The sequence below is a fragment of the Mesorhizobium sp. M0518 genome (assembly GCF_040321125.1).
Classification (GTDB): Bacteria; Pseudomonadota; Alphaproteobacteria; order Rhizobiales; family Rhizobiaceae; genus Mesorhizobium.
The window spans coordinates 17,699-44,129 of sequence record NZ_JAMYQY010000006.1; the positions used below are offsets into that span (position 1 = coordinate 17,699).

Sequence of the window (26,431 nt, forward strand, 5' to 3'; positions counted from 1 at the left end):
GCATGGGCGGACGCGCCCTGAAAGACCAAGCATGTACCGTTACGATGAGTTCGACCACGATTTTGTCCAGGCCCGCGTCGCGGAGTTCAGCGACCAGGTGCAGCGTCGTCTTGCCGGCGAGATCACCGAGGACCAGTTCCGGCCATTGAGGCTGATGAACGGCGTCTATCTTCAACTGCATGCCTACATGCTGCGCATCGCGGTGCCGTACGGCACGCTGAACGGCAAGCAGTTGCGCATGCTTGGCCACATCGCCCGCAAATACGACAAGGGCTACGGCCATTTCACCACGCGCCAGAACATCCAGTTCAACTGGCCGGCGCTGTCTGACATTCCGGCGATCCTGGCGGATCTCGCGAGCGTCGAGATGCATGCCATCCAGACCAGCGGCAATTGCATCCGTAACGTCACCGCAGACCACTTCGCCGGCGCTGCCGCCGACGAAGTCGCCGATCCGCGTCCCTACGCGGAAATCCTGCGCCAGTGGTCGTCGGTGCATCCGGAATTCTCGTTCCTGCCGCGCAAGTTCAAGATCGCGGTGACGGGTGCCGAGCGCGACCGCGCCGCCATTCAGACCCACGACATCGGCCTGCACCTGAAGAAGAACGCCGCCGGCGAACTCGGTTTTGCCGTCTATATCGGCGGCGGCCAGGGTCGCACGCCAATGGTTGCCCGGAAAATCCGCGACTTCCTGCCGGAAGCCGATCTTTTGTCTTACTGCACGGCGATCCTGCGCGTTTACAACCTCTATGGCCGCCGCGACAACAAATACAAGGCGCGCATCAAGATCCTCGTCCATGAGACCGGCGTCGAGGAGATCACCCGCCAGGTCGAGGCCGAGTGGCAGGAGTTGAAGGACGCCGAGTTGAAGCTGCCGGAAGCCGACATCCGCGCCATCGAGGCCTATTTCGCGCCACCGGTGCTCGCTGGGCGGCCGGAAGGCGACCAGGCGGTCAAGCTGGCGCGGCTCGATTCCAAGGGGTTCTCGGAGTGGCTCGACCAGAACGTCGTGACGCACCGCCATCCCGACTATGCGGCGGTGACGATCTCGCTGAAGGGCATCGGCGAGGTGCCCGGCGACGCTTCGGACAGCCAGATGGAAGCGATCGCCGACATCGCCGAGAAGTATGGCTTTGACGAGCTGCGTGTCAGCCATGAGCAGAACCTGATCCTGCCGCATGTGGCCCGCGCCGACCTCAAGGCGGTCTATGATGCGCTGGTCGGCATCGGCCTGGCGACGGCCAATTCCAACCTGATATCGGACATCATCGCTTGCCCGGGTCTCGATTATTGCGCGCTGGCCACGGCGCGCTCGATCCCGATCGCGCAGGAAATCTCGCAACGCTTCGCCTCGCTGGAGCGGCAGCGCGAGATCGGCGAACTGAAGCTGAAGATCTCCGGCTGCATCAACGCCTGCGGTCATCACCATGTCGGCCACATCGGCATCCTCGGCGTCGAGAAGAAGGGCTCCGAACTCTATCAGGTGACGCTGGGCGGCTCGGCAGACGAGAACACCTCGGTCGGCGAGATCATCGGCCGCGGCTTCTCTTCGGAAGAGATCACCGACGCCATCGAACAGATCGTCGAGACCTATCTCGGCCTTCGGCTCGACCCACAAGAGAAATTCATCGACGCCTACCGCCGAGTCGGTCCCGCGCCGTTCAAGGAGGCGCTCTATGCTGGCGAAGCCAAGGCCGCTTGACCGTATCGGAGACGTCGATGACGGCATCGCCGCCAAAGCGGCGGGGCTCGACGCGCTCTACGGTCATCTGAAGCCGATCGAGATCATCGAACGCTCGGCCCGCGAACTGTTCCTCGACGAGATCGCTGCGGTGTCGTCGTTCGGCGCGGACTCGGCTGTGCTGCTGCACATGATCGCCAAGATCGACCGGACACTGCCGGTCATCTTCCTCGACACCGGCAAGCATTTCGAGGAGACGCTCGGCTATCGCGACGCGCTCGCCGCCGATTTCGGGCTGACCAACATAAGGGTGATCAAACCCGAGGAAGCAGCACTCGAACGGATCGATCCGACGGGCAATCTGCATCAGAGCAACACCGACGCCTGCTGCGACGTGCGCAAGGTGGAGCCGCTGGCGCGCGGTGTCGCGCCATTTCGTGCCTGGCTCACCGGCCGCAAGCGTTTTCAGGCCGCGACGCGGGCGGCGCTGCCGGTGTTCGAGGCGGTCGGTCCGCGCATCCGCATCAATCCGCTGGCGCATTGGACGACATCGGACCAGGCCGACTACATGCGCGCGCATGCGCTGCGCGAAAATCCACTGGTCGCCTATGGCTATCTGTCGATCGGCTGCTTCCCGTGCACGCAGCCGGTGCAGCCGGGCGAGGACGCGCGCAGCGGCCGCTGGGCCGGTCATGCCAAGACCGAGTGCGGCATTCACCTGTCGGGGCTGGAGAAGTCGCTGACCGACGCATCACTATAGGGTATGCTGAAATTCAGCCGGCCTGCGAACGGCGACCTTCATCCGGAGGCCGCCGGCTTTGCGTGGGATGGACTTTCAGCGGACCTGGATCTTGGGGCTTTAGGAATCTTTATGACTGGACCGACGACACCGGAGACCCGGCTCTGGACCCCTGCGGGTTTTCACGAGGATGAGTGGACGCATGCCGAAAGCGCCGATGCGCTGTCCGGCAACGGCCGCTTCATCCTGCCGTTGCAAGTCTTCCTCGATCTGGATCCGGAGGTGCGCCGCTCGGCCAAGGAACGGCTCGGCGTCCTGCTGCAGCCGGGTGATCAGCTCGAGAAGATTGCCGACCTGCTCGACCAGCTGTCGCTGGTGGCATTGGCCTTCCCGGCCTTCAGCGACGGCCGCTCCTTCTCCAAGGGAGAACTGCTGCGCGGCCGCTACCATTTCGAAGGTGCCGTTCGCGCCACGGGCCAGGTGCTGGTGGACCAGCTGCCGCATATGCTGCGGCTGGGCTTCGACGAGTTCGAGATTTCCAATCCGGTGCTGTTGAAGCGCCTGGAGGAGGACCGTACCGGCGGATTGGGGCTCTACTACCAGCCAGCCGCCGTGCCGGAACCAAAAGGCCCGAAATACTCCTGGCGGCGCGTTCGCAGCAGCTGACGTTGCGGTAATTCCGCGCGTCTTTACATCAGTCGTGTTCAGGCCTTTTCTTGATCATCCGGATGGAAATCCGTGGACGATCGGGGAGGGGTCTTCATGCGTTACGACTATGTCATAGCCGGCGGTGGGTCCGCCGGCTGTGCGCTTGCCGCGCGGCTTTCGGAAGATCCATCGAAAACGGTCTGCCTGATCGAAGCTGGCGGCGAGGGCAGGGATATGCTGATCCGCGCTCCTGCTGGCATTATCAGCATGCTTTCCGGCCGGCCCAGAATCAACAACTGGGCCTTCGAGACCGTGCCGCAGCAAGGTCTTGGCGGCCGCAAGGGCTACCAGCCGCGCGGCAAGGCGCTGGGCGGCTCCAGCGCAATCAATGCAATGCTCTATGTCAGGGGCCATCGCAGCGACTATGACGAATGGGCAAATCTAGGCTGCGAGGGCTGGTCGTGGGATGAGGTGCTGCCCTATTTCCGGCGCGCCGAGGGCAATGAGCGCGGCACTGATGCGTTGCATGGCGGGGACGGCCCGCTGAAAGTGTCGAACCAGCGCTCGCCGAGGCCGATCGCCAAGGCCTTCATAGAGGCTTGTGCCGAAAACCAGATTCGCGCCTCGGACGATTTCAACGGACCGGAACAAGAGGGCGCCGGCTATTTCCAGGTGACCCAGTTTGCCGGTGGCGCCCGTAATGGCGAGCGCTGTTCGACTGCCGCCGCCTATCTCCATCCGGTGATGCAGCGGACCAATCTGACCGTGGTCACGCGGGCGCACGCCACAGGCATCGTCCTTGACGGCAAGCGCGCCACCGGCATCCGCTACCGGACACGCAAAGGCGAGACAGTGGCACAGGCGTCGCGCGAGGTGATCCTCTGTGGCGGTGCCTTCGGTTCGCCGCAGCTTCTGTTGCTGTCGGGTATCGGCCCGGCGGCCGAACTTGCCGTGCATGGCATTCCCGTCGTCCACGAATTGCCGGGCGTCGGCAAGAACCTGCAGGATCACCTCGATTTCATCGTCGGCTGGAGATCGAAGGACACCGATATGCTTGGCATGAGCCCGCGCGGCGCGTTGAGTTTCCTCAGGCACATCGCGCAGTGGCGCCGGGATGGAACCGGGCTGATCGCCTCGCCGGCGGCCGAGAGCGGCGCTTTCGTCAAATCCGACCCGGCGCTTGAACGCCCTGACCTGCAGCTGCAATTCGTCATCGGCCTGGTCGAAAACCATGCGCGCACGCTGCACTACGGCTTCGGTTTTTCCTGTCATGTCTGCATATTGCGGCCGCACTCACGTGGCGAGGTTGGGCTGGCCAGCGCCGATCCATTTGCCGCGCCACGCATCGATCCGCGCTTTCTCGGCGACCAGCGCGATGCGGAACTGCTGCTGAAAGGCGTGAGGATCACCCGGCAGGTGCTGGCTTCGCCGGCGCTGACGCGCTACCGGCACAAGGAAATGCACATCGCCGGCGAGCCGAGCGATGCCGATCTGATGACCCATATCCGTACCCGCGCCGACACGGTCTATCACCCGGTCGGCTCCTGTCGGATGGGAGTCGACGAGATGGCGGTGGTCGATCCGCAACTCAAGGTGCGCGGGCTTGAAGCCTTGCGTGTCGTCGACGCCTCGGTGATGCCGACACTGATTGGTGGCAACACCAATGCCCCAACCATCATGATCGCCGAAAAGGCCGCCGACATGATCAGGGCTGCCTGATCGGAGCTCCAGGCCGCGGCGCCCATAGCGCGGCGGTCCTTTTGTTATGACGCAATTGCCCAGGGAAAACGTTACGCGCTTTCCCTGGAAAACCGTTCAAACTTCTCCTGGAATTGCTTAAGCCGCCGCCCGTGCCTCGCGGAACGACACCAGCTTGCGGCGGTTTTCGTCCCACAATGCCAGTTTGACGCAGCGCAAGCTTTCGAGCAGCGTGACACGGCCGATGTCGCGCAACTCGGGATAATCCCGCAGCACTTCCTGCAACCGGTAGCACGGCACCTTGGCGGAGAGATGATGGACGTGATGGACACCGATGTTGCCGGTGAGCCAGTTCAGCACCGGCGGTAGATCGTAATAGGACGATCCGTGCAGGGCAGCGTGCTGGAATTCCCAGTCGGCATCCTTCGCCCATTCCGTTTCCTCGAACTGGTGCTGGACGTAGAACAGCCAGATGCCGGCCGAACCGGCGAGGATGACGATCGGCAGGTGGACCACCAGGAAAGCGCCCGGGCCGACGAACCAGATGAGGATGGCTGCTGCGACCGCGATGCCAAGATTGGTGGTCATCGACGACACCCAAGGGGTCAGGCCGCCGCGCATCATGCCGACGGGGAGCCTTTGCTCGAAGATGAACAGCCAGATCGGACCGAGCCCGAACATCACCAGCGGGTGGCGATAGAGACGGTAGGCGAGGCGGCCTCGCCACGACATCTGCCGGTATTCTGCAACGGTCAGCGTCCGGATGTCGCCCATGCCGCGTTCGTCAAGATTGCCGGCGCTGGCGTGGTGCGTCGCGTGGGCACGCCGCCAGCAATCGTAGGGCGTCAGCGTCAGGATGCCGAGCGCGCGGCCAATCCAGTCGTCGGCGTAGCGATTGGCGAAGAAGGAGCCGTGGCCGCAGTCGTGCTGGATCATGAAGATGCGCACCAGAAACCCGGCCGCGGGAAGGATGAGGACCAGTCCCCACCAATGGCCATAGGCATAGGCCGCCGAGGACAGTCCCCAGAGTATGGCGAATGGAATGAGGGTGATGGCGAGTTCGACGGCGCTGCGCCGCCTGTCGGGCTTCTTGTAGCGGGCGAGAATCTTCAGCCAGGCGCGCTTGCTGTTGGCCACCGCCTCAGGGGAAATCATGTTCATCAGGAAGCATAGGCGCGGTGCCTCGCCGCCGCAAGGCAACATCACGCAAAATTACTGTGCGTAATTGTCGCGTGGCTTGGCGGTCGAGCCAGCCAACCGCCAGCTCAACCTGCTGATGACGTCGACCGCTATTCGCGATCGAGGATAGGACAGCCGCGCTCGGTGCCAAAAGTCACGCGCACGCGGTCGCCACCCTGTCTGCCGCGGACCGTGATCTCCCGGCGGCCGATGGACTCAATTCTTGCGCGGCGGATGCCCATTCGCTCTGCCTTGTCGAGAGCCCGGTCTTCCGTGCAGCCTCGTTGACGCCGGTCGCGCCGATCGTCGCGACGGGGACCTTCGCAATCGTCGTAGGCGGGGTCGCAATCTTCCATGAGCTTCAGCCGCGGGCCATGTTTGCCCAATTGCAGCTGCAGATTGTCTGCTTGTGCCGGAAAGGCCGCCAAAGTTATGGCGCCGAGGCCGACAAGCGCCATCAGCGATGAGGTAATCGAAACCTTGCGCATTACGTCCTCCATTTGAACCAACCCATCTATCCTTAGATGGTTCGGCTCTCCCCGGCTATTGCCGATAGGAGGTTTGCTGCCAAGATCGATTGTTGCGTTACGGCCGGCGCCAGCCGATGTCACCGCGCTCCGCCCCATCGAGGCGGTCGAGCAGTTCTCTGAGCCGGTCGGGGATGTCGGCTTCGGTGCGGAAGGCCGGCAAGGTGCGCAGAAAGCGGGTCACCGCCTCGGCGCCGAACTGGCGCCTGATCTCGATGGCCAGCCCCTCTGCCTTTTCGCCCATGTTGCGGGTCATCATCTCAAAATCCTGTCTCGGCTTCGAAACTCCTGCAGCAAGAGAATGGTTCCCCCATCATGCCTGTGTGGCAAGCAAAGCCGGCGGTTAAGGTAAAATTTGAATTAAAGTCGAAATGTCTTGCCTGTCATTGTCCCGCCTTGGCCGGCGGCTTCCATAGTCGCTTACCCCTTGATTTTTGGCCGCCAAACATCGATATCGGGCACAAAATCCACATCATTCGAGATTGACGGGAAACGGCGATGAGCGACCAGGCAAAAGACGAACGCGCGCCCGATGAAGTCGAGGCGACCGAGCCCACAGCCGAGCGCACGGAAGGCAGCACCGACGGTGATTATGAAGCCCTTGTGCGGCTGCTGAAGGAAAATGAAGAGCTGAAGGACCGCGCGCTGCGCGTGGCGGCCGAGATGGAAAACCTGCGGCGCCGCACGGCGCGCGATGTGCACGATGCGCGCACCTACGCGGTCGCGAATTTCGCCCGCGACATGTTGTCGGTGTCGGACAATCTGCGCCGCGCGCTGGATGCGATTCCCGCCGAGGCCAAGGCATCGGGTGACGCCGGCTTCAAGGCGCTGATCGAAGGCGTCGACCTCACCGAGCGCGCCATGCTGTCGGCGCTGGAACGGCATGGGGTCAAGAAGCTCGCGCCTGAAGGCGAGAAGTTCGATCCCAATTTCCACCAGGCGATGTTCGAAGTGCCCAATCCCGATGTCCCGGCCAACACCGTGGTCCAGGTCGTGCAGCCGGGCTATTCGATCGGCGACCGCGTGCTGCGCCCGGCCATGGTGGGCGTCGCCAAGGGCGGGCCAAAGTTCACCGCCGCTGAAGCACCGGTCGAGCCGGGGCCGGTGAACGAACAGGCCGAGAAAGATGCGTGAGGCAGGAGAATAGGCAGTAGGCAGTAGGCAGTAGGCAGTAGGAAACTAGGGCAGTCGTATCAATCGCGCGGCTTCGTGCTATTCATACTCCCTAATCCCTAATCTCTACTGCCTTGGCCTCATGAACCCTATCGCGCTTCTTGATTATGCCGGTGTCGCCGTCTTCGCGGCGACCGGGGCGCTGGCGGCTTCGCGTAAGCAGCTCGACATTATCGGCTTCCTGTTCCTGGCCAGCGTCACCGGGATAGGCGGTGGCACGCTTCGCGACGTTATCCTCAACCTGCCGGTTTTCTGGGTCGCCAACTCCGGCTATGTGCTGGTCTGCGCCGCGGTTGCGGTGCTGGTCTTCTTCAGCGCGCATCGTGTCGAATCGCGCTGGAAATGGCTGCTCTGGCTCGACGCCGTCGGGCTCGCCGCTTTTTCGGTGATGGGCGCGGCCAAGGGGCTTGCGATTACCGGTTCGCCGGTCGTCTCCGTCATCACCGGCGTGCTCACCGCCACTTTCGGCGGCATTCTGCGTGATCTCCTCGCCGGCGAGCCATCGGTGCTGCTCAGGCCCGAAATCTACGTTACGGCGGCCCTTGCGGGTGCCTGCCTTTACACGCTTGGCGATCTTGCCGGCCTGCCGCCGCTCGCCTCGGACCTTGCCGGCTTTGCGGCGGCGTTCCTCGTGCGCGGTGGTGCGCTCAAATTCGGCTGGTCGTTTCCGTCCTACAAGAGCCGACCCGGCAGGCGGCCGGAAGATATTCCGTGAAGAGAGGGAATAGGGAATGGGGAATAGGGAATAGGGAATAGGGAATAATCAGTAGTCACAGGAGCTTAATCGTGGCGTCATCACTACTGCCTACTGCCTACTCAATCTCACGCCGCGAAGCGCTGGGCTTCGCCGCCATAATAGTTGACGTAGCGTGCGCCGATCTCCTTGACCGGCATCACGACGAACACATCGACCGTCGAGAATTCGCGATCGATGACGCAACCATCGCCGATGCGGGCACCGACGCGCAGATAGCCCTTGACCAAAGGCGGCATCGCGGCGATCGCCGCCTTGGCATTGACGGCCTCGATCGGCATCAGATCCATCGAGCAATAGCGCCCGGACACCGCGCGCACGTCCCAGGCCGAGTTCGTCCGGCAGTGGTGGGCTAGGTAGGTGAGCGCCTCGGCATGCGCCGCCGGCACGGTGCCGTGAAAGGACGCGCAGCCGGTCATCACACCGATTTCGTAATGGTTGATGTAAGCCCAGATGCCTTGCCACAACGCCTCGATGGTGCGCTTCGAGCGGTATTCCGGCAACACGCAGGAGCGGCCGAGTTCAAGGAAGCGCTGGCCGGGGTGGCGGGCGATGAGCTTGGTCAGCTCGAATTCACCTTCGGAATAGAAGCCACCGGCCGTGGCCGCGATTTCTTGCCGCAGCAGCCGATATGTGCCGACGATGCGGCGATGTTCGGGACCGGAAAGCGTGGTGTCCAAAACCAGCAGATGGTCGCAGAGCGGATCGAACCGATCGGCGTCCCGGCGGTCATGGGCCTGGAACAGGTCCTTCCTGGCGCCAAGTTCGTCGTAGAACACCCGGTAGCGCACTTCCTGCGCGGCCGCGATCTCGGCCTCGTTGCGAGCGAGCCGCACTTCAAGATTGCCTATACGGCCCAGCGCCGCGCCCTTTATGACGGAATCGACGTTACGTCCGGCAAGCAAGGCGCTGCTGGCGTTCGGCCGAGTGTCACATTCCGGCATAACTGTATGCACGAGTGATTCTCCTTCGAGCCATCCCTCTTGGCACGGGGATACGGTGTAGGTGCAACAGGATTGTGACAGTACCGTGATACGACGTCATGGGCAATACTTCGTCGGCTGGCGAATACGATCAACCGGCTACGTTTAAGTGATCGCCCGTGCCGAATGGCGGTGGAAAGCTCAGGCCGCGACGACCTGCCCCTCGACGGCATTGACCAGCGCCTCGGGGTCGAGCGGCTTGGTGACAAAGCCGCTGGCGCCATGGGCCAACACCGCATGACGGGTCTTTTCCTGGCTGTCGGCCGACAGCACCATGATCGGCACCGGCCGCACTGCACTTTCTTCCTCATGGCGGCGGATGGCGGCAATCGCGTCCAGCCCGTCCATGACCGGCATGTGCAGATCCATCAAGACCACGTCGAAGCGGTCCTTGTGCGCGGCGCCGGTGACAGCCTCGACGGCGGCCTTGCCGTTGCCGACCACCTTGACGCGATGCCCGGCCTTCAGCAGCGTGGCGCGGGCCAGCATGGCGTTGATGTCATTGTCCTCGGCGATCAGCACCGACAGGCCGCGCTGGCGGTTGCCGACGGCGCGCAGCGTCGGCGCGCCGCGCCTTTCCGGCTGCGGCGGGCCGAGGCTCGGAGCATGGCTGCTCAACAGCACACGCAGAAGTGTTCCGCCACGCACCGGTCTGGCCAGGAAGGTTGCGTAGCCGCTGGCTCGGAACTCGCCAAGCATGCCGCGATCGGTCGGCGCGATCAGCGTGATCGCCTCACAGTCGGAGAAACCGCTTTGGCGCAGGCGCTTGAGCAGCCTTCCGTCGCCTTCTTCCATCGCTGCATCGACCAGGATCGCATCGCAGCCGGCGGCGAAAGGCGCGGCCTGTGCGGCAGTGGTGGCGATGTCGACCGCGCCGCCATTGGCGCGGATGGTGCGGGCGATGGCGTCGGCCTCGACGGCGTTCTTCGACAGGATCACCGCGCGTCTGCCCGAGAGAGCATTCTGGTGGCCCTGCGGCGCTTCGGTGGCCGCTATCGCAGGGATTTCGAAGACGAACTCGGATCCCTGGCCGAGCCGGCTGGATACCGAGATCGTGCCGCCCATGGCGGCCACCAGGCGTCTGGAGATGGCAAGGCCGAGGCCGGCCCCGCCATGTGTGCGTGTCGACGTGCCGTCGGCCTGCTCGAACTCCTCGAAAATGCGCTCCAGGTCGGCATCACGCAGGCCCGGACCGGTATCGGCGATGGTGAAGCATATGCGGTCGCTGGTTTCGGTGCGTGCGCGTGCTATGCTCACCAGCACGCCGCCGCTGTCGGTGAACTTGATGGCGTTGCCGATGAGGTTGAGAAGCACCTGCCTCACCTTGCCCGGATCGGCGGTGATCAATTGCGGCACGTCGGGTTCGACATGGCAACCCAGCCCGATATCCTTGGCGAAAGCCCGCGCTGCCAGCAATTCGATGATGTTGTCGGCGATCTCGCGCACCGACATCGGCTGCGGCTCGGGGTCGAAACGCCCGGCTTCGATCTTGGAATAGTCGAGAAGATCCTCGATCAGGGCAAGCAATGCGCTGGCCGAGGTCGAGACGGCGCCGACATAGGTTTGCTGCTCCGGCGACAGGCTGGTGTCGGCCAGCAACCTGGCCATCCCCATGATGCCGTTCATCGGGGTGCGGATTTCATGGCTGACGGTGGCGAGGAAGCGCGATTTGGCCTGGCTGGCATATTCGGCCCGTTCGCGTGCGGTGATCAGCGAGGATTCGGCGCGTTTGCGGGCGGTGATGTCGCGGGCGATGGTGCGGTGCGAAACCGCGCCGCTGTCCTTGTCGCGCACCGACAGTTCGATCCAGGAGAACCAGCGCTGCCCGCTCGGCGTGCTGATAGAGACATCGGTGGAACTCAGGCACTCATGGTCGGAAAAGGCGGCATCGGGAACCATGCCGACCTCGATGCCCAGTTCTGCCAGGGTCTTGCCGGCAAGGTCGCGCTGGTCGATCTCGACGAGATCGGCGAAGACCTTGTTGGCATAGACGATGTAGCCATCGCGGTCGCGATGGATGACGAGATCGCCAAGCGCGTCGATCAGGCCGCGAAAGCGCTCATCGCTCTCCTGCATCTCCCACATGCGGTCGGCCAGCGTCTCGATCTCGGCGCGGCTGCGGGCAGTGGTTTCGTCAAGAAGGGCAGAGGTGCGATGTTCGCTCCGCCTGGCGCGCAGATGCAGGGCAAGACCGGCAAGACCGGTTGCCAGCAATGCGACGCTAATGAAGATTGGTGCCCCGGTCAGATGCGCCAGCCCGGCCACCACCACGATGGCGACGAATGTCAGAAAGGGCAGGCTTTCGCGCCTGGAGAATTCCGGCTCGGGCACCAGCGGCGGGAGCACCGCATCGACGTCGTCGCCAGTGTCCGCCTGTTGGCTGCCGGATTCCGCGATCATGCGAAATCCTTGCCAGACAGAGATTATGGAAAATTGCGGCGGATCGTTCGAATTTTAGCGGATGAGCGCTTTTTGCCGAGGCGCGGCGGGTTTGCCGCAGATCTGGCGATTCCATCCTTCCGGCAGTTGGGCGGAGTCACATATCCACGACGACGCGGCCGCGGATCCTGCCGTCGACGATGTCGCGCGCGGCATCGACGATGCCGTCGAACCCGATGGTGCTGGACAGGCTGGCGAGCTTCTGAAGATCGAGGTCGGTGCCGATGCGGCGCCATGCCTCGAGGCGGACTGCTTTCGGCGCCATCACTGAATCGATGCCGAGCAATGAGACGCCGCGCAGGATGAAGGGCGCGACGCTGGTCGGCAGGTCCATGCCGCCGGCCAGGCCGCAGGCGGCGACCGCGCCGCCATAGGAGGTCATCGAGAGCACATTGGCCAGCGTGTGGCTGCCAACTGCGTCGATGCCGCCGGCCCAGCGCTCCTTGGCCAGCGGCTTGGCCGGCTGGGCAAGCTCGTCGCGCGATATCACTTCGGCGGCGCCAAGGTCGATCAGATAGGGGCTTTCGGCATTGCGGCCGGTGGAAGCAATGACATGGTAGCCGAGGCTGGACAGGATCGAGACCGCGACCGAGCCGACACCGCCGGCCGCCCCCGTCACCACCACCGGGCCGCGATCGGGCAGGATGCCGTGCCGCTCCAGGGCCATGACGCAGAGCATGGCGGTATAGCCTGCGGTGCCGACGGCCATCGCGTCATGCGGGCTGATGCCCTGCGGCAGCGGCACCAGCCAGTCGCCTTTGACACGGGCGCGGCCAGCATAGGCGCCGAAATGGGTTTCGCCGACGCCCCAGCCGTTCAGGATGGCTTTGTCACCGGCGCGCCAGTCGGGATGGGAAGACGAGATGACGGTGCCGGCGAAATCGATGCCCGGCACCAGCGGCCAGCGGCGGATCACCGGCGCCTTGCCTGTGATCGCCAGGCCATCCTTGTAGTTCACCGTCGTTGCCTCGACCGCGATGGTGACATCGCCTTCCATCAGGTCGGCGTCGGTGAGATCGGTCACGGTTACCGACTGCTTTTTCTCGGCGTCACGCGAAACGAGGATGGCTTTGAAGGTTTCGGACATGTCTTTCTCCGCGATCGTGTTTGGCGACATGAACTGTGCGGCGATGGCGGCACGGGGTCAATCCTTCGAAGACTTGGCCTTCGAAGACTTGGCCTTGGAAGGCATGGCTTTGGAAGGCTTGGCGTTGGACGGCCCGGGCTCGCGCCGCCAGCCGAACAGCTCGTCGAAGACGACCAGTGCCGCGCCCACCGAGATGAAGGCGTCGGCAAGGTTGAAGACGGCGAACGACCAGACCGTCGTGTGGAACAGGATGTAGTCGATGACGTGGCCGTAGACGGCGCGGTCGATCAGGTTGCCGAGCGCGCCGCCGACGATCAGCGCAAAGCCGGTGCGGGCAAGGATCTGGGACGGCGCGATCCGCGTCGCCAGGAACAGCACGAAGGCAACGACGGCGAGCGAAATGACGATCAGCCCGGTGTCGCCGAAGGATGAGAACATCGAGAAGGCGATGCCGGTATTGTAGGTGCGAAACAGCGCCAGGAAGGGCAACAGATCAACCTTTTCCTGAAAAGGCAGACCGGCCTCGACCAGGTACTTTATCCACTGGTCGAGCGCGATGGCCGCGACGACGAGCAGTGCGTAGGGAGACCATGATCTCACGGGCAGGCAACCTTCATTGCTGGTCCAGGATTGGCTCGAGCTTCAGCGCGCCGCGCCGGATCTCGAACAGCATGATGCCGGTGGCGACGGCCAGATTGAGCGAATCGGCACGGCCCGCTTGCGGAATCCTGAGCAGCCTGTCGCAGCTCGCAGCCAGGCTTTCGGGCAGCCCCTGCTGCTCGTTGCCCATCATCAGCAGCACGGGCCCGCGGGAAAAATCGACCGAGCGGTAGTCGACGGCGCCTTTCAGGTGGGTTCCGGCGACGAGGCCTGAGAAGCCGCCCCGCCAGGCAAGGAAAGCCTCGGTTGTCGCCTTGGCTACCGGCACGGCAAAGATCGAACCCATGGTGGCGCGCACCGTCTCCACGGAGAATGGATCAGTGGTATCGCCGACCAGAATGACGCCTTTGGCGCCGACGGCATCGACGGTGCGGATGACGGTGCCGAGATTGCCGGGATCGCGTACCCGATCGAGTGCCACCCAGACGTCGCCATTGTCGGCGCGCACATCCTTCAAGGCGAGGAATTTCTGCGAAAAGACGCCCACCACCATTTGCGGATTGTCGCGGCGGGTGATGGCGACCAGCACCTTTTCCGACACTTCTAGCACCATGCCGCCTGCGGCAACGGTGCGTGCGGCCACCTTCTCCACCGCCGCATTGCCGCGCCCGGCTTTGGCGAAAACCAATGTCCTGATCTGCCAGCCGAGATCGAGCGCATCGATGACCAGCTTCAGCCCCTCGGCCATGAAGGCGTTCTGCTGGTCGCGGAACTTCTTCTGAGCGAGCGCCTTGATGTCCTTGACCAGCGGATTGGCGAGGCTGGTGACCTCCTTCACCTGGCCAGGTGCGCCTGCATGCCGCTCGTTCATTCAGCCACCCAACGCGAAAACAATGAGGTCGAGAGCGCCCGGCCGGCGGACTTTTCACGGATGATCAGCTCACCCGATTCAATCTTGCCGCCCATGCCGGCAAACGTATCGCGCATCAAGGCGTGGATGGCGAAGAAGGAGGCGCGGATCGAATAAGCGGTTAGCACCACGGCGAGCGGCTTCGGCGTCAGGATCGCGCGGCAAAGGTCGGTCAAATCAGGCAGGTCCTCGAACAATTGCCAGACCTCGCCCTTGGGGCCGCGGCCATAGGCCGGCGGGTCGAACAAGATGATGTCGTAGCGGCTGCCGCGACGCTCCTCGCGCTCGGCGAATTTGACCGCGTCGTCGACGATCCAGCGGATCGGCTTGCTGCCGAGGCCGGCCATCTCCTGGTTTTCACGGGCCCAGCCAATTGCCTTCTTCGAGGCATCGACATGGGTGACCTCGGCGCCGGCGCGAGCCGCCACCAATGAGGCGAGACCGGTATAGCCGAACAGGTTCAGCACCTTGACCGGCCGCTTCGCCGCCGCGATCAGCCCGGCCATGTGATCCCAATGGGAGGCCTGCTCGGGAAAGACGCCGACATGACGAAACGAGGTGAAACGGCCGAGATAGTCGATGCCGTCATGCTTCATCGGCCAGGTCTCGCCGAGTGGCAGCTTGGGAAAACGCCAGCGGCCGATACCCTCCTCGTCGGTGTCGCCGGTGAAGACGGCGTCGGCGCGCTCCCATTCCTTTGCCGGCAAGGCCTTTTGCCAGATCGCCTGGCCCTCGGGCCGCACGATACGGTAGGGGCCATATTGTTCGAGCTTTTGGCCGGTGCCGCTGTCGAGGAGCGCATAATCGGCATTGGGCGCCAGTTCCAGGATCACGGGAAGATGTTCGGCGGGCAGAGCGCCTTCGCGGCGGGCCAGGATGCGCGGCGCCGAGTTCGGTTCGGAACGACTTTCCGTCTTCGCCTCATGGCGCTCGCGCGGTGGCGCTTCCGGTCTGGCGGGAGCCTGGCCGGGACGCGGACGTGACACGTCCGCCGCACCCTTCGCGGATGGATGTGGACGGTTGTCGCGGCGTTTGTCGCGAAAAGACTTCAAGCGGGGGCAACTCCGAACGGGGTGGCCGCTTTTGACATAGGGCAACCGGCTTCGCAACCAAGTCCGACAGGTCGGCCTCTCCGGTTCAGGTTGGCCGCGATGGACCAATGTCAAAGAAACAGGCAAATCTACCGGATGTCCCGCTCCGAACGCCTGCTCGACCTGATCCAGTGCCTGCGCCGGCATCGCCGGCCGGTGAGCGGGCAAGCGCTGGCCGATGAACTCGGGATTTCGATCCGCACGCTCTACCGCGACATCGCCACGCTGCAGGGCCAGGGCGCGCCGATCGAGGGCGAGGCGGGTGTCGGTTATGTGCTCAAGCCCGGCTTCATGCTGCCGCCGCTGATGTTCAGCGACGAGGAGATCGAAGCCATCGTGCTCGGCTCGCGCTGGGTCGCCAAGCAGCCGGACCAGCGTCTTTCGGCCGCCGCTGCCAACGCGTTGGCCAAGATCGCGGCTGTCCTGCCGGACGATCTGCGCGAGGATCTCGACGCGAGCACACTGCTGGTCGGCCCTCCCGCCATGGCCATCGAGACCATCGACCTTGGCCTCGTACGGCAGGCCATCCGCAACGAGCGCAAGCTCGGCTTTCTTTACCGCGACGCTGGCGGCGCTGCGTCCGAGCGTGTCGTGTGGCCATTTGCGCTGGGCTTCTTCGACAAGGTGCGGGTGGTGGTGGCGTGGTGCGAGATGCGGCACGATTTCCGGCATTTTCGCACCGATCGCATTACCGAACTCCATGCAACAGATACGCGCTATCCCCATCGTCGCCAGGCGCTGCTCAAGGAATGGCGGGCAACGCTCGACACGTCGCGTGGTTCGTGACGGCTACTGCCAGAAACTGACAGTAGCGCATCCTATGTTCGCCAAGTCGAAACGCTGAACCTTGGAGAGCAGACATGACCACCCCGAATTTCGTCATCCTCTATGTCGACCAGCCGCAGCAGAGCGGCGCCTTCTACAGCGCGCTGCTCGGCCGTCAGCCGGTCGAAAGTTCGCCGACCTTCGTGCTGTTCGTGCTCGATGCCGGCTTCAAGTTCGGCCTGTGGTCGCGCCATACGGTGGAGCCGGCAGCCGCCACGTCAGGCGGTGGCGCCGAAATCGTGTTTGCGCTGGATACGCCCGATGCGGTCGATGCCGCCCATGCCGACTGGTCCGGGCGCGGGCTGACAATCCTGCAGACGCCGACCGACATGGATTTCGGCCGTACTTTTGTCGCGCTCGATCCCGACAATCATCGCCTGCGCGTCTATTGGCTGTCCGACGGCGCACAAGCCGATGGTGACCAGAAATGAGCGCGTATTGGATCGCGGTGGCATCGGCCGAACATGTCCGGCGGGGTCGCGCAGCCGGCTTCATGCAGGTCAATCACGGCAAGGCGGCACCGCTGCGTCGCGTCAAGCCAGGCGATGGCATCGTCTACTATTCGCCGACCACTGTTTTGGGCGAGAAAGATGGCCTGCAGGCCTTCACCGCGATCGGCACGGTGCGGGAAGGCGGGCCCTATCAGGGCGATATGGGCGCCGGCTTCACGCCGTTCCGCCGCGATGTTGCGTGGGCTAAGGCCGAGGAAGCGCCGATCAAGCCGCTGCTCGACAAGCTCGAATTCACCGTCGGCAAGTCGAACTGGGGTTATCAGCTTCGCTTTGGCCTGTTTTCGGTCAGCGCGGCCGATTTTGCTCTGATCGCAGAGGCGATGGGCGCCAAAACGGCTGCGGCAGCGAATTAAGTCTTCATCGCCTTGTAGACGGCAATGCCGGCGGCAAGATCCTCGAGCGCCGCGCCGACCGACTTGAACAGCGTGATCTCACCGGCGCTCTCGCGACCCTTCTTCTGCCCGCGCGCCAATTCGTGCAGATCGGCGACGATGGTTTCCGGCTTCAGCACGCCGGAGGCCAGCGGCTGGACGATGTCGCCGGCTTCCTTGGTGGCGCCGGCGCGGGTGTCGACATAGACGCGGGCAAGCCTGATCGCGTCGTCATCGCTCTCGCGCATCGTCGGCGTAAAGCCTCCGACCAGGTCGACATGGGTTCCCGGCTGCAACAGCGCACCCTTGATCAACGGCGTGGTGGTGATCGTCGCCGAGGAGACGATGTCGGCCTGCCCAAGCTCGGCATCGAGATCGCTCGCCGCGCTGGCTGCAAAACCCTCGGCGCGCAGGTCGGCGGCGACTTTCTCGGCATTGGCCGGAGTGCGGTTCCAGATGCGGATGGTCTTGATCGGCCGTACGGCCGAGTGCGCCTTGGCGAGGAAGGGCGACAGCGCGCCGGCGCCGACCACCAGCAGCCGCGAGGCATCGTCGCGGGCGAGATAGGAGGCCGCGAGCGCCGAAGCGCAGGCGGTGCGCCACTGTGTCAGCCGCTGGCCGTCGATCAAGGCCTCGGGTTCGCCGGTGGCGCCATTGAGCAGGAGATAGAGCCCCATCACCGCCGGCTTGCCGATGGCATTGTTGTAGGGGGACACGGTAACGATCTTGACGCCGACGTGACCGCCGGCCGACGTGCCGGCCGCGTTGAGATCGGTCCAGGCCGGCATCAAAAGCAGGGTGGAGGCGGCACCATCTGGCCGCTCGATCGTATGATGATGCCTGACCGGCTGCACCGCACCGTCGCGAAACGCCATGCGCAGCGTCTCGACCAGCCTGGCAAAGCTCAGGGCATGGTCAACCTCTGCGGCCGAAATGGTCAGCATGCAAAACTCCGTGGGGACAAAACCGCCAACAGGCGGTTCAAGCGGTCGGCTTCGGCAATGCGGACCCTTGGGCGGACCCGTGGGCGGAGCCTGGGGCCGTTCCCGGAGCCTGGCTTTGTGATACCGCCGGCGCACGGCTGACCGCCTGGCGCAGGTTCTCGGCCTCGACGCCGCGCTGGCGCGCCAGCTTGCGATAGCGGCCCTGCTTGACCCAGGTTGCCAGGCTGCCGACGATCATGCCGATGGCGAGTGCCAGGAACAGGAAGATGAACAGCGGCAAAGTCAGGGTCAGCTTCGGATTGCCGGGGTTGAACGGATCCAGCGTGAAGGCGACCAGTTCGCGGTTGGCAACGGCGAGTGCGATCAGGATGATCGCCAGGGGCACGAAGATCGCGATGAGCATGAAGCGATTGAACATGATGTTTTCCGTCGGAAGCTGGCCTGTCCGAAGGCCGTCAGGCGCTGACGTCGCGCCTACTTGCCGCCGTTCAGCCTTTCACGCAGTTCCTTACCAGTCTTGAAGAACGGCACCCATTTCTCCTCGACCTCGACGGATTCGCCTGTGCGCGGATTGCGGCCGGTGCGGGCGGGACGATTTTTCACCGAAAAAGCGCCGAAGCCACGCAACTCGACCCGGTTGCCTTCGGCAAGGGCGTCGGTGATTTCATCGAAGATGGCGCCGACGATGTTTTCGACGTCGCGCAGGAAAAGATGCGGATTGCGCGTGGCAATAATCTGCACAAGTTCGGACTTGATCATGAGACGGGTCCCCGTGAAAGCAGTGCGGTCAAAATTATGAGGATGATTTTATTTGCTTTTTTCACTTGCCCCAAACGGCGTCTCAAGGGTGCCAGACGGAAACGAGACCGTCAAGAAACAAGCGGTCGGCTCCGAGTTCATGGATGACGTCGCCGCTGTAGGCGGGCAGGCCGAGCGCACTGCCGATGGTTTGCGCCATCGCTTTCGAGAACAGGAAGCTGCCGCGCCGTTCGGTATCCTTCCACTCGACGACCTTGAGCTTGGCATCGACGCCCTTGGTGGCCAGCCAGTCGACCGCTACGGCCTCGCCGCCGACGGCGTCGATCAGCCCGTTGGCAACGCCTTGGCGCCCGGTGAATATCGAGCCGTCGGCAAGCGCCAGCGCTTGTTCGCGGGTCATCTTGCGGCGTTCGGCGACGATGTCGACGAACCAGTTGTAACTGTCGAGGATGAGTTTGCGAACCATGGCGCGCTCGTCGTCATTGGTCGGCTTGAAGGGAGAGGGCGCGGCTTTCAGCGGCGAGGATTTCACCTCCTCCAGCTTGACGCCGAGCTTGTCCATCAGGCCGCTGACGTCGGGATACTGGATCAGCACGCCGATCGAGCCGACGATCGAGGTCTTGCGGGCAACGATGTGATCGGCGGCACTGGCGATCATATAGCCCGCCGATGCGGCGAGCGTGCCGACTTCCGCCACCACCGGCTTGTCGGCGGCCAGCTTGCGCACTTCTTCATAGATCGATTCACCGCCAACGGTGGTGCCGCCAGGCGAATCGATCGACAGGATCACCCCTTTCACCTTCGATGAAAGACGGATGGTTTCCAGGCGCTTGATCAGTTCCTCGTCCTCGGTGATCGTGCCTTCGATCTTGACCTTGGCAATATGGTCGACCGTCGAGCCGCCGAAATCGTCGCCATAGAACCAGGTTGAAAGCGCAATCACCCCAAGGGCTACGATGCCTATGGCGACAACGCGCCAGAATGTCAGCTTGCGCCGCAAACGGCGGCGGTCGATCAGGTCGTCGGCTCTCAGTGCCATGGTCAGCCTTTCAGTCGGCGGAAGGGGACGCTTTTAGACCATGATCCTCTCATCGGGAAGCAGTTCTCTTTCCGGCAGTGTCTCAGTCTGAAGTTTGCGCAAACGGCTAATCCTTTGGCCGAGTTGCGCAAACGCCCTATATACCGGCAAAAGGCATAGGAGATTTCATGATCGCCAAACACACAACCGCCGAAGATATGGCTCGAACTGTAGGCGTCGACCCGAACACATTCCGCCAAGCGTTGCGTAATGTGAAGCACCCTCGGAAACGCAACACTGATTGGGAAGTGAAAATTGGCAGCCCATCGTATTCGGGAATGCGCACCGTTCTTGTTGGTCTCATACAGAGGAAGGCGGCCTGACGCCGACCGGATCTAAAGCCAAAAGCGTCCCGCCGACGTGATCGGCAACGCCGCATACACGATCGACCAGGCTGGCTAGGCGGGGCATCCGACATCTCCCCTCACGTTTTTGGGCAATCACCGCGAGGTCGGGCGGCGAGACAGGCGCTGATAAATTTTACGCCGCGTGTCTGTTTCTGCTATGGAGAACACGCAGTTGTGCGGACTTCGTTTTCGTCTGTACAAAGGCGGTTGTCACACTTTTGCAGTTTTCGTGGGCTTGTGCTTGCTTGAAAGCGCCGGCGTCCCACCTATAGGCGGTGCTCAAGGGCGGGCAGGGTTAGAAGAAAGCAGTGAATGTTAGCGCGACCTATTGAACCAACCAACGCCGAGGCGGTGTTGGCTCCCCCGGCGGGCGGTCGGACGCGCGGCGATGCTTTCGACCGTGCACAGCGTCATTCGCGCCGCGTGCGCGTTCTCAAATTTGCCGTGCCAGTGGCCGCGGCACTGATAGCGGTCGCTTTCCCGGTCTATTCCTATCTCGCCGCACCCGTCGCCGTGAAGGTTCAGGCGGAAGGCACTGCCTTTTCCAACGGCAAGCTGGTGATGGCCAATCCCAAGCTCAACGGTTTCACCAAGCAGAAGCAGCCTTATTCGATGACGGCGCTGCGTGCCATTCAGGATGTCAGCACGCAAGGTATCATCGAGTTGGAAGGCATCGACGCCAAGGTGCCGATCGCGCCCGACAATGTGGCGGCGGTCAAGGCCTCGCACGGCACCTACGATCGCGACGGCAATACGATGAACCTGACCAGCGACGTGACGATCACCACGACCGACGGCATGCAGGCCAAGTTCAAATCGGTCTTCCTCGACATGGGCAAAGGCACTATGAAGACGGGAGATCCCGTCGATGTCAGCCGTGGCGGGTCGCGGATCACGGCGGATACGATGTCGGTCCAGGACAATGGCAAGGTTCTGGTTTTCGAGAACAAAGTGCGCGTCAACATCGATTCCGCCGCCTTGAAGGCGGCACAGGGAAACAGCGGAGAAACCAATGCGGCTCAGTAGTTCGACGCGGCTCGCGGCTGCAACTTCAGCGTTGCTGCTGCTCGGACTCGTGCCGTCATGGGCGCAGACGACCAGTCAATCAGGCCTCAAACTGTCCGGCGACAAGCCGATCCAGATCGAGAGCGACAAGCTGGAAGTCCGCCAGGCCGACAGTGTCGCCATCTTCACGGGCAATGTCAGCGTCGTCCAGGGGCCGACATTGATGAAGGCCGGCAAGATGACGGTCTACTACGTCAAGGACCCCAACGCCGCTGCCAAGGGCACGGAGGCCGCGGGTGCGGCGATGACGGGCTCGGCCAACATCGATCACCTGGAGATCTCCGACAAGGTTTACATCAAGTCGGATGCGCAGGTCGCGACCGGCGATCAAGGCAGCTTCGATATGAAGAGCCAGGTGCTGGTGCTTTCGGGCAAAAAGGTCGTTCTGTCGCAAAACGACAATGTTCTGGTGGGCTGCAAGCTTACGGTGCAGATGAAAAGCGGACTGGCTCAGGTGGATCCATGTGCTGGGCAACGCGTCCAGATGTCGATCACGCCGCCGCCGAAATCGGGAGCGACGAACCCCTGATGGCCAGCCTGTCGTCGTTGACGGCGCGTCTTCCGGGACGGGCCGCCGGCAAGCTTTCGGCGCCGGCCACGGTGACCGTCGATGCGGGAAAGTTCAAGGGAACCCTGATCGCCAAGGGGCTGACCAAGAGCTACAAGGGCCGCAAGGTCGTCAGCGGCGTCACCATCGGCGTGCGCGCCGGCGAGGCCGTTGGACTGCTCGGCCCCAACGGCGCCGGCAAGACGACCTGTTTCTACATGGTTACCGGCCTCGTGCCGGTGGATGAAGGCACGATCGAGATCGACGGCTTCGACGTCACGTCGATGCCGATGTACCGTCGCGCACGCCTCGGCATCGGCTATCTGCCGCAGGAAGCGTCGATTTTCCGTGGGCTCAATGTCGAGCAGAATATCCGCGCGGTGCTGGAAGTGGTCGAAAAGGACCGCAAGGTGCGCGAGCGCAATCTCGACGAACTGCTCGAGGAATTCCACATCAGCCATCTGCGCAAGGCGCCATCCATGTCGCTTTCGGGCGGCGAGCGGCGACGCCTGGAAATCGCGCGAGCGCTGGCGACGCGTCCGGCCTACATGCTGCTCGACGAGCCTTTCGCCGGCATCGATCCGATCGCTGTCGCCGATATCCAGCAACTGGTGCGCCACCTGACAGCGCGCGGCATCGGCGTCCTCATCACAGATCATAATGTGCGCGAAACGCTCGGCCTGATCGACCGCGCCTACATCATCCATGCCGGCCAGGTGCTGACCCATGGCAGGGCCGACGAAGTGGTGGCAAACCCGGATGTGCGGCGACTTTACCTCGGCGAGGGTTTTACGCTCTGAACGGTTCGTCGTTTCACGGAAAACGCCAATCCGCTCCGTCTTTTCGTCTTGACGCAATTCCCAAGGGAAAGCGCTATGCGCTTTTCCGGGAAAACCGTTTCACACTTTTCCTGGAATTGCTCTGAGCGTGAAATTTGTTTCCTGACACGATTTTTGCGGTTCGCGCGGCGCTTTTTTCTCGATTTTGCTCCGGGATAACGCTCCGGTAAGCGCGTTTTGCTACCAATTGCCTTGACAAGCAAAAGCCGGGCCAGTTTTTATGGCCGGCTGCAAAATTCTTGCCCGGAAGTCGGGATGCGTAGACGAGGCGTTTGAAACCGAACCATGGCGTTGGCGGCCAAACTACAGCTACGACAATCGCAGTCGCTGGTGATGACGCCGCAGCTGATGCAGTCGATTCGGCTGCTGCAGTTCACCCATGTCGAGCTTGAGCATTTCATCGACGAGGAAATCGAGCGCAATCCGCTGCTGGAACGCGCCGAGCCGCAGGACGATGCCGCCAGCGACCAGGCGCAAAAGATCGAGGCGGAGCCGCAAGCCACCGCCGAAGGCGACTGGTTCGAAAACGAGACGCAGTGGAGCGCCGAGGCGATCTCGGACAAGCTCGACACGTCGCTGGAAAACCTGTTTCCCGACGACCCGGGCACCAGCGAGCGGCTCGGTCCCGACCTGACGGCACAATGGAAGTCGGCTTCGGGCAATGGCGCGGGTTCCTCATCCGAGTGGTTTGATGCGGGCGATATGGCGGCCGCGACGATCACGCTGCGCGACCATGTCGGTGAACAGGTGGCGCTAGCCTTCGCCGATCCGGCTGCACGGCTGATCGCCGCCGAACTCGCCGACGGCCTTGACGAGAGCGGCTATCTGCGTGCCGACCTGGCCGAGATCGCCGTTCGTCTCGGTGCGGATGCCGCCGCCGTCGCGAAGGTGCTGGCGGTGTGTCAGACCTTCGAGCCGGCCGGCCTGTTTGCCCGCGACCTAGCCGAATGCCTGTCGCTGCAACTTGCGGTGCGCAACCGGCTCGATCCGGCGATGAAGGCGCTGGTCGCCAATCTCGAACTCCTGGCACGGCGTGATTTTCACGCATTGAAACGGATCTGCGGTGTCGACGAGGAGGATCTGCTCGACATGCTGGCGGAGATCCGGGCGCTCGATCCCCGGCCGGGCATGGCGTTTTCGGGCGGCGCCAGCGACGCGATCGTCGCCGATGTCGAGGTGCGCGCGGCCAATGACGGCAGCTGGACGGTCGAGCTCAATGCCGAAACGCTGCCGCGGGTTTTGGTCGACCATATCTATTTCGCCCAGGTCTCACCGCAGGCCAAGAACCAGGCGGAAAAGGATTTTCTGGCCGAATGCCTGCAGAATGCAAACTGGCTGACGCGCAGCCTCGACCAGCGGGCAAAGACCATCCTCAAGGTCGCCTCGGAAATCGTTCGCCAGCAGGATGCCTTCCTCGTCCATGGCGTGCGGCAGCTGAAGCCGCTCAATCTGCGCACGGTGGCCGACGCCATCGGCATGCACGAATCGACGGTCAGCCGGGTCACAGCCAACAAATACATGCTGACGCCGCGCGGCGTGTTCGAGCTCCGGTATTTCTTCACCGCCTCGATCGCCGCCTCGGGCGGCGGCGATGCGCATTCCTCGGAAGCCGTGCGTGACCGCATCAAGCAGTTGATCGACGAGGAAAAACCCGTCGACGTGCTTTCCGACGACGCAATCGTCGACATGTTGCGTGAAAGTGGCGTCGACATTGCAAGGCGTACGGTCGCCAAGTACCGGGAAGGCATGAATATCCCCTCTTCGGTGCAGCGCCGACGCGAGAAACGGGCGATGGCCAGCGCCGGGCGCTGAGCGGGTCGATTTTCCACAGGCCGGCACTTCATTGACAAGCCGCGGTGAAGTGGCTAGAAGCCCGCCCGCATGAGACGGGCTAGATGCCCGCATGCGGATGGTCCGTCACGACGTTGGCCTCGGGACGGTCAAAGGGCGGCTTGTGATCAACCGGAAAGTTTGGATTTAAAATCGGCGCAAGTGACGCCGCAAAGCTTGTGCGCACGGATCACGAGTATAAACTCGGGCCAGTTTGAAGCCTGAGCAGGAAGGTCAGTTTTCAGATGAATCTGCGCATATCGGGAAAACACATGGACATCGGCGATGCGTTTCGGACACGCATCAATGATCGCGTCGGCGAAGCGATCGGCAAATATTTCGATCGCGGCTTTGCCGGACATGTCACGGTCATCAAATCGGGCTCGCGCTATTCGGCGGACTGCATGATCCGGCTGGATTCCGGCGCTTCGCTGCAGGCCACCGGCGATGCCCAGGATCCGACATTGGCCTTCGAGGCCGCGGCGGATCGTCTGGAAACCCGCCTGAGGCGCTACAAGCGCCGGCTGAAATCGCACAATTCGGGCGCCGCCAACGGCCAGCCGACCGACATAGCCTACACGGTGATGGCGCCGCTTGCCGATGACGACGAGGACATTCCGGAGAATTTCGCGCCGGCCATCGTCGCCGAATCAACCATGACGCTGAAGACCATGTCGGTGGCGTCGGCGGTCATCGAGCTCGACACCAAGGACAGCCCGGTCTTTGTCTTCCGCAATGCGGGAACCGACCATCTCAACATCGTCTATCGCCGACCCGATGGAAATATCGGCTGGATCGACCCGTCGACGACCAAGGTCGCGCAAGCGTGACGACAAAGGTCGCACGGACGTGACGACCACGGTCGCACTGGGATAAGAGCCGGCCGCACGAGGGGTGGGGACTGGTGACGGCAGGCGAACAAGGGATTTTCAAGCATGGATCTGAGCGATCTTATCAACGTTCCGGCGATACTGCCGGCGTTGAAGGCGAACTCCAAGAAGCAGCTGCTGCAATTGCTGTCCGAACGGGCAGCGGCGATTTCCGGCATTCCGGAGCGGGAGGTGTTCGACACCATCCTGCAGCGTGAGCGGCTGGGTTCGACCGGCGTCGGCAACGGCATCGCCATTCCGCACGGCAAGCTGGCCGGCGTGAAGCGCATCGCAGGTGTTTTCGCCCGGCTGGAGACGCCTGTCGATTTCGAATCGCTGGATGATCAGCCCGTCGATCTCGTGTTTCTGCTATTGGCGCCGGAAGGGGCGGGCGCCGACCACCTCAAGGCACTGTCGCGCATCGCGCGGGTGCTGCGCGATGCCGACACGGTGGCCAAGATCAGGGGTACGCGCGACGCCGCCGCTATCCACGCGCTTTTGTCGGACACCCAGGCTTCGCACGCGGCCTGAATTTCGAGAATGATATCGCCACAGGGCCGCCATGGGCGGCCCTTTTCCGTTTCAGCCGGAATCGCTGTCAGTGAATGGCGACGGTGGTCAGGTCGTTTTCCATGGCGCCGGCCAGAGCGCGGTCACGCGCATCGGAAAGCAGGATCGGCTGACCATTGGCGGCAAACAGCGCCCACAGTTCCATGCCGGGGGCGATTTCGCCGAGATTGGGGAAACGGCCGAGCAATTCGTCGCTCGAGACCTTTCTGAGATAAGCGACCGAGCCTTCGCCGAGATGAGCGAATTCGCCATTGGTCATGGTGATGTTTTCAGTTCTGGTCATTTCAAAGCCTCCTTGGCGCGAGGACGCCGCTCAAGGCCATCCCGCATGAGAGCCATTCAATTTGCTGCATCGTGCTTTCGAAA

30 protein-coding genes are annotated in these 26,431 nt (G+C 63.1%); 16 read left to right on the forward strand and 14 right to left on the reverse strand.

From position 1 onward, the window contains the following. Positions 1 to 31: 31 nt before the first annotated feature. The 4 genes from NKI66_RS10290 to NKI66_RS10305 all read left to right on the forward strand — a co-directional run bounded on the left by NKI66_RS10290 (position 32) and on the right by NKI66_RS10305 (position 4,787). Entirely contained in the window at positions 32 to 1,702 is a 1,671-nt protein-coding gene (locus tag NKI66_RS10290; protein ID WP_128303223.1) for a nitrite/sulfite reductase, read from the forward strand. Next, the gene (locus NKI66_RS10295; protein WP_127272509.1) at positions 1,677 to 2,441 is read left to right on the forward strand and encodes a phosphoadenylyl-sulfate reductase; all 765 of its coding nucleotides are present in this window, start codon (positions 1,677 to 1,679) and stop codon (positions 2,439 to 2,441) included. The genes NKI66_RS10290 and NKI66_RS10295 overlap by 26 nt, the downstream gene beginning before the upstream one ends. Before the next feature lie 111 nt (positions 2,442 to 2,552). Beyond that, positions 2,553 to 3,086 carry a DUF934 domain-containing protein gene (locus NKI66_RS10300; RefSeq protein ID WP_128303221.1) on the forward strand — a complete coding sequence of 178 codons (534 nt, stop codon included), beginning with the start codon at positions 2,553 to 2,555 and terminating at the stop codon, positions 3,084 to 3,086. A 96-nt stretch (positions 3,087 to 3,182) separates the two neighbouring features. Next, positions 3,183 to 4,787, forward strand: coding sequence for a GMC family oxidoreductase (locus NKI66_RS10305; protein WP_128303220.1), 1,605 nt, complete (start codon positions 3,183 to 3,185; stop codon positions 4,785 to 4,787). Positions 4,788 to 4,904: 117 nt separating this feature from the next. On the opposite strand, the gene NKI66_RS10310 is transcribed toward NKI66_RS10305, so the two are convergent. The 3 genes from NKI66_RS10310 to NKI66_RS10320 form a co-directional block, all read right to left on the reverse strand. After that, complete coding sequence (locus NKI66_RS10310; RefSeq protein WP_023812521.1) at positions 4,905 to 5,927, reverse strand: fatty acid desaturase; 1,023 nt, start codon at positions 5,925 to 5,927, stop codon at positions 4,905 to 4,907. Positions 5,928 to 6,055: 128 nt separating this feature from the next. Next, positions 6,056 to 6,556 (reverse strand): hypothetical protein, encoded by a 501-nt coding sequence (locus NKI66_RS10315; RefSeq protein WP_348625599.1) that lies wholly within the window; start codon positions 6,554 to 6,556, stop codon positions 6,056 to 6,058. Beyond that, a complete protein-coding gene (locus NKI66_RS10320) occupies positions 6,531 to 6,731 on the reverse strand; it encodes a hypothetical protein (protein WP_023812523.1) in 201 nt (66 codons plus the stop codon). The genes NKI66_RS10315 and NKI66_RS10320 overlap by 26 nt, the downstream gene beginning before the upstream one ends. 239 nt (positions 6,732 to 6,970) lie before the next feature. Between NKI66_RS10320 and grpE the strand changes: the two genes are divergently transcribed. Together grpE and NKI66_RS10330 are read left to right on the forward strand one after the other, a co-directional pair. Next, positions 6,971 to 7,606, forward strand: a complete 636-nt coding sequence (gene grpE / locus NKI66_RS10325) for a nucleotide exchange factor GrpE (protein ID WP_023812524.1) — start codon at positions 6,971 to 6,973, stop codon at positions 7,604 to 7,606. A 121-nt stretch (positions 7,607 to 7,727) separates the two neighbouring features. Then, the gene (locus tag NKI66_RS10330) at positions 7,728 to 8,360 is read left to right on the forward strand and encodes a trimeric intracellular cation channel family protein (protein WP_023812525.1); all 633 of its coding nucleotides are present in this window, start codon (positions 7,728 to 7,730) and stop codon (positions 8,358 to 8,360) included. Positions 8,361 to 8,467: 107 nt separating this feature from the next. On the opposite strand, the gene olsB is transcribed toward NKI66_RS10330, so the two are convergent. The 6 genes from olsB to NKI66_RS10360 form a co-directional block, all read right to left on the reverse strand. Next, positions 8,468 to 9,343, reverse strand: coding sequence for a l-ornithine N(alpha)-acyltransferase (olsB, locus tag NKI66_RS10335; RefSeq protein WP_023812526.1), 876 nt, complete (start codon positions 9,341 to 9,343; stop codon positions 8,468 to 8,470). A gap of 180 nt (positions 9,344 to 9,523) precedes the next feature. Further along, the gene (locus NKI66_RS10340; protein WP_352751583.1) at positions 9,524 to 11,782 is read right to left on the reverse strand and encodes a response regulator; all 2,259 of its coding nucleotides are present in this window, start codon (positions 11,780 to 11,782) and stop codon (positions 9,524 to 9,526) included. A gap of 136 nt (positions 11,783 to 11,918) precedes the next feature. After that, positions 11,919 to 12,908, reverse strand: a complete 990-nt coding sequence (gene acuI, locus NKI66_RS10345; RefSeq protein WP_023812528.1) for an acrylyl-CoA reductase (NADPH) — start codon at positions 12,906 to 12,908, stop codon at positions 11,919 to 11,921. Positions 12,909 to 12,965: 57 nt separating this feature from the next. Next, positions 12,966 to 13,508, reverse strand: coding sequence for a signal peptidase II (gene lspA, locus NKI66_RS10350; protein WP_023812529.1), 543 nt, complete (start codon positions 13,506 to 13,508; stop codon positions 12,966 to 12,968). Between the two features lie 13 nt (positions 13,509 to 13,521). Beyond that, positions 13,522 to 14,379 carry a TrmH family RNA methyltransferase gene (locus tag NKI66_RS10355; protein WP_013529576.1) on the reverse strand — a complete coding sequence of 286 codons (858 nt, stop codon included), beginning with the start codon at positions 14,377 to 14,379 and terminating at the stop codon, positions 13,522 to 13,524. Next, positions 14,376 to 15,470, reverse strand: coding sequence for an RsmD family RNA methyltransferase (locus NKI66_RS10360; RefSeq protein ID WP_352751584.1), 1,095 nt, complete (start codon positions 15,468 to 15,470; stop codon positions 14,376 to 14,378). The genes NKI66_RS10355 and NKI66_RS10360 overlap by 4 nt, the downstream gene beginning before the upstream one ends. A 135-nt stretch (positions 15,471 to 15,605) precedes the next feature. Here NKI66_RS10360 and NKI66_RS10365 point away from each other — a divergent pair, with 135 nt between their 5' ends. The 3 genes from NKI66_RS10365 to NKI66_RS10375 all read left to right on the forward strand — a co-directional run bounded on the left by NKI66_RS10365 (position 15,606) and on the right by NKI66_RS10375 (position 17,199). Next, positions 15,606 to 16,295 carry a helix-turn-helix transcriptional regulator gene (locus tag NKI66_RS10365; RefSeq protein WP_128303212.1) on the forward strand — a complete coding sequence of 230 codons (690 nt, stop codon included), beginning with the start codon at positions 15,606 to 15,608 and terminating at the stop codon, positions 16,293 to 16,295. 74 nt (positions 16,296 to 16,369) lie between these two features. After that, on the forward strand, positions 16,370 to 16,765 hold the full coding sequence (locus NKI66_RS10370) for a VOC family protein (protein ID WP_128303211.1): 396 nt from the start codon (positions 16,370 to 16,372) through the stop codon (positions 16,763 to 16,765). Then, entirely contained in the window at positions 16,762 to 17,199 is a 438-nt protein-coding gene (locus tag NKI66_RS10375) for an EVE domain-containing protein (RefSeq protein ID WP_023812532.1), read from the forward strand. The genes NKI66_RS10370 and NKI66_RS10375 overlap by 4 nt, the downstream gene beginning before the upstream one ends. Here NKI66_RS10375 and lhpI read toward each other — a convergent pair. From lhpI to sppA, 4 genes are all read right to left on the reverse strand, one after another. Then, positions 17,196 to 18,161, reverse strand: coding sequence for a bifunctional Delta(1)-pyrroline-2-carboxylate/Delta(1)-piperideine-2-carboxylate reductase (gene lhpI / locus NKI66_RS10380; protein ID WP_352751586.1), 966 nt, complete (start codon positions 18,159 to 18,161; stop codon positions 17,196 to 17,198). The two genes, NKI66_RS10375 and lhpI, sit on opposite strands and share 4 nt — an antisense overlap. A gap of 37 nt (positions 18,162 to 18,198) precedes the next feature. Then, positions 18,199 to 18,579, reverse strand: a complete 381-nt coding sequence (locus NKI66_RS10385; protein ID WP_023812534.1) for a LapA family protein — start codon at positions 18,577 to 18,579, stop codon at positions 18,199 to 18,201. A gap of 56 nt (positions 18,580 to 18,635) precedes the next feature. Beyond that, positions 18,636 to 18,920, reverse strand: coding sequence for an integration host factor subunit beta (locus tag NKI66_RS10390; protein WP_006200394.1), 285 nt, complete (start codon positions 18,918 to 18,920; stop codon positions 18,636 to 18,638). Positions 18,921 to 19,002: 82 nt separating this feature from the next. Further along, the gene (sppA, locus tag NKI66_RS10395; protein WP_023812535.1) at positions 19,003 to 19,959 is read right to left on the reverse strand and encodes a signal peptide peptidase SppA; all 957 of its coding nucleotides are present in this window, start codon (positions 19,957 to 19,959) and stop codon (positions 19,003 to 19,005) included. A gap of 167 nt (positions 19,960 to 20,126) precedes the next feature. Between sppA and NKI66_RS10400 the strand changes: the two genes are divergently transcribed. From NKI66_RS10400 to ptsN, 7 genes are all read left to right on the forward strand, one after another. Continuing rightward, complete coding sequence (locus NKI66_RS10400) at positions 20,127 to 20,321, forward strand: hypothetical protein (protein ID WP_127296383.1); 195 nt, start codon at positions 20,127 to 20,129, stop codon at positions 20,319 to 20,321. 336 nt (positions 20,322 to 20,657) lie between these two features. Continuing rightward, positions 20,658 to 21,371, forward strand: a complete 714-nt coding sequence (lptC, locus tag NKI66_RS10405) for an LPS export ABC transporter periplasmic protein LptC (RefSeq protein WP_352440862.1) — start codon at positions 20,658 to 20,660, stop codon at positions 21,369 to 21,371. Next, positions 21,358 to 21,939 carry an LptA/OstA family protein gene (locus NKI66_RS10410; protein WP_023812537.1) on the forward strand — a complete coding sequence of 194 codons (582 nt, stop codon included), beginning with the start codon at positions 21,358 to 21,360 and terminating at the stop codon, positions 21,937 to 21,939. Before lptC ends, NKI66_RS10410 begins: the two co-directional genes overlap by 14 nt. Further along, complete coding sequence (gene lptB, locus NKI66_RS10415; protein WP_013529586.1) at positions 21,939 to 22,757, forward strand: LPS export ABC transporter ATP-binding protein; 819 nt, start codon at positions 21,939 to 21,941, stop codon at positions 22,755 to 22,757. Before NKI66_RS10410 ends, lptB begins: the two co-directional genes overlap by 1 nt. A gap of 324 nt (positions 22,758 to 23,081) precedes the next feature. Next, positions 23,082 to 24,608 (forward strand): RNA polymerase factor sigma-54, encoded by a 1,527-nt coding sequence (rpoN, locus tag NKI66_RS10420; RefSeq protein WP_352674935.1) that lies wholly within the window; start codon positions 23,082 to 23,084, stop codon positions 24,606 to 24,608. A 263-nt stretch (positions 24,609 to 24,871) separates the two neighbouring features. Next, positions 24,872 to 25,456, forward strand: a complete 585-nt coding sequence (gene hpf, locus NKI66_RS10425) for a ribosome hibernation-promoting factor, HPF/YfiA family (protein WP_013529588.1) — start codon at positions 24,872 to 24,874, stop codon at positions 25,454 to 25,456. A gap of 105 nt (positions 25,457 to 25,561) precedes the next feature. After that, on the forward strand, positions 25,562 to 26,026 hold the full coding sequence (gene ptsN, locus NKI66_RS10430; protein WP_013529589.1) for a PTS IIA-like nitrogen regulatory protein PtsN: 465 nt from the start codon (positions 25,562 to 25,564) through the stop codon (positions 26,024 to 26,026). 67 nt (positions 26,027 to 26,093) lie between these two features. On the opposite strand, the gene NKI66_RS10435 is transcribed toward ptsN, so the two are convergent. Then, the gene (locus tag NKI66_RS10435) at positions 26,094 to 26,348 is read right to left on the reverse strand and encodes a BQ00720 family protein (protein ID WP_023760740.1); all 255 of its coding nucleotides are present in this window, start codon (positions 26,346 to 26,348) and stop codon (positions 26,094 to 26,096) included. Positions 26,349 to 26,431: the final 83 nt, after the last annotated feature.

Coding starts and splice junctions, on each gene's coding strand:
- ptsN (WP_013529589.1), top strand. CDS start 25,562: ATGGATCTGAGCGATCTTATCAACGTTCCGGCGATACTGCCGGCGTTG.
- acuI (WP_023812528.1), bottom strand. CDS start 12,908: ATGTCCGAAACCTTCAAAGCCATCCTCGTTTCGCGTGACGCCGAGAAA.
- NKI66_RS10355 (WP_013529576.1), bottom strand. CDS start 14,379: ATGAACGAGCGGCATGCAGGCGCACCTGGCCAGGTGAAGGAGGTCACC.
- NKI66_RS10400 (WP_127296383.1), top strand. CDS start 20,127: ATGATCGCCAAACACACAACCGCCGAAGATATGGCTCGAACTGTAGGC.
- NKI66_RS10365 (WP_128303212.1), top strand. CDS start 15,606: ATGTCCCGCTCCGAACGCCTGCTCGACCTGATCCAGTGCCTGCGCCGG.
- hpf (WP_013529588.1), top strand. CDS start 24,872: ATGAATCTGCGCATATCGGGAAAACACATGGACATCGGCGATGCGTTT.
- NKI66_RS10290 (WP_128303223.1), top strand. CDS start 32: ATGTACCGTTACGATGAGTTCGACCACGATTTTGTCCAGGCCCGCGTC.
- NKI66_RS10385 (WP_023812534.1), bottom strand. CDS start 18,579: ATGTTCAATCGCTTCATGCTCATCGCGATCTTCGTGCCCCTGGCGATC.
- NKI66_RS10295 (WP_127272509.1), top strand. CDS start 1,677: ATGCTGGCGAAGCCAAGGCCGCTTGACCGTATCGGAGACGTCGATGAC.
- lptC (WP_352440862.1), top strand. CDS start 20,658: ATGTTAGCGCGACCTATTGAACCAACCAACGCCGAGGCGGTGTTGGCT.
- NKI66_RS10390 (WP_006200394.1), bottom strand. CDS start 18,920: ATGATCAAGTCCGAACTTGTGCAGATTATTGCCACGCGCAATCCGCAT.
- NKI66_RS10375 (WP_023812532.1), top strand. CDS start 16,762: ATGAGCGCGTATTGGATCGCGGTGGCATCGGCCGAACATGTCCGGCGG.
- NKI66_RS10435 (WP_023760740.1), bottom strand. CDS start 26,348: ATGACCAGAACTGAAAACATCACCATGACCAATGGCGAATTCGCTCAT.
- NKI66_RS10300 (WP_128303221.1), top strand. CDS start 2,553: ATGACTGGACCGACGACACCGGAGACCCGGCTCTGGACCCCTGCGGGT.
- NKI66_RS10370 (WP_128303211.1), top strand. CDS start 16,370: ATGACCACCCCGAATTTCGTCATCCTCTATGTCGACCAGCCGCAGCAG.
- rpoN (WP_352674935.1), top strand. CDS start 23,082: ATGGCGTTGGCGGCCAAACTACAGCTACGACAATCGCAGTCGCTGGTG.
- NKI66_RS10330 (WP_023812525.1), top strand. CDS start 7,728: ATGAACCCTATCGCGCTTCTTGATTATGCCGGTGTCGCCGTCTTCGCG.
- NKI66_RS10310 (WP_023812521.1), bottom strand. CDS start 5,927: ATGAACATGATTTCCCCTGAGGCGGTGGCCAACAGCAAGCGCGCCTGG.
- sppA (WP_023812535.1), bottom strand. CDS start 19,959: ATGGCACTGAGAGCCGACGACCTGATCGACCGCCGCCGTTTGCGGCGC.
- lptB (WP_013529586.1), top strand. CDS start 21,939: ATGGCCAGCCTGTCGTCGTTGACGGCGCGTCTTCCGGGACGGGCCGCC.
- NKI66_RS10340 (WP_352751583.1), bottom strand. CDS start 11,782: ATGATCGCGGAATCCGGCAGCCAACAGGCGGACACTGGCGACGACGTC.
- NKI66_RS10320 (WP_023812523.1), bottom strand. CDS start 6,731: ATGATGACCCGCAACATGGGCGAAAAGGCAGAGGGGCTGGCCATCGAG.
- NKI66_RS10305 (WP_128303220.1), top strand. CDS start 3,183: ATGCGTTACGACTATGTCATAGCCGGCGGTGGGTCCGCCGGCTGTGCG.
- NKI66_RS10410 (WP_023812537.1), top strand. CDS start 21,358: ATGCGGCTCAGTAGTTCGACGCGGCTCGCGGCTGCAACTTCAGCGTTG.
- lhpI (WP_352751586.1), bottom strand. CDS start 18,161: ATGCTGACCATTTCGGCCGCAGAGGTTGACCATGCCCTGAGCTTTGCC.
- grpE (WP_023812524.1), top strand. CDS start 6,971: ATGAGCGACCAGGCAAAAGACGAACGCGCGCCCGATGAAGTCGAGGCG.
- olsB (WP_023812526.1), bottom strand. CDS start 9,343: ATGCCGGAATGTGACACTCGGCCGAACGCCAGCAGCGCCTTGCTTGCC.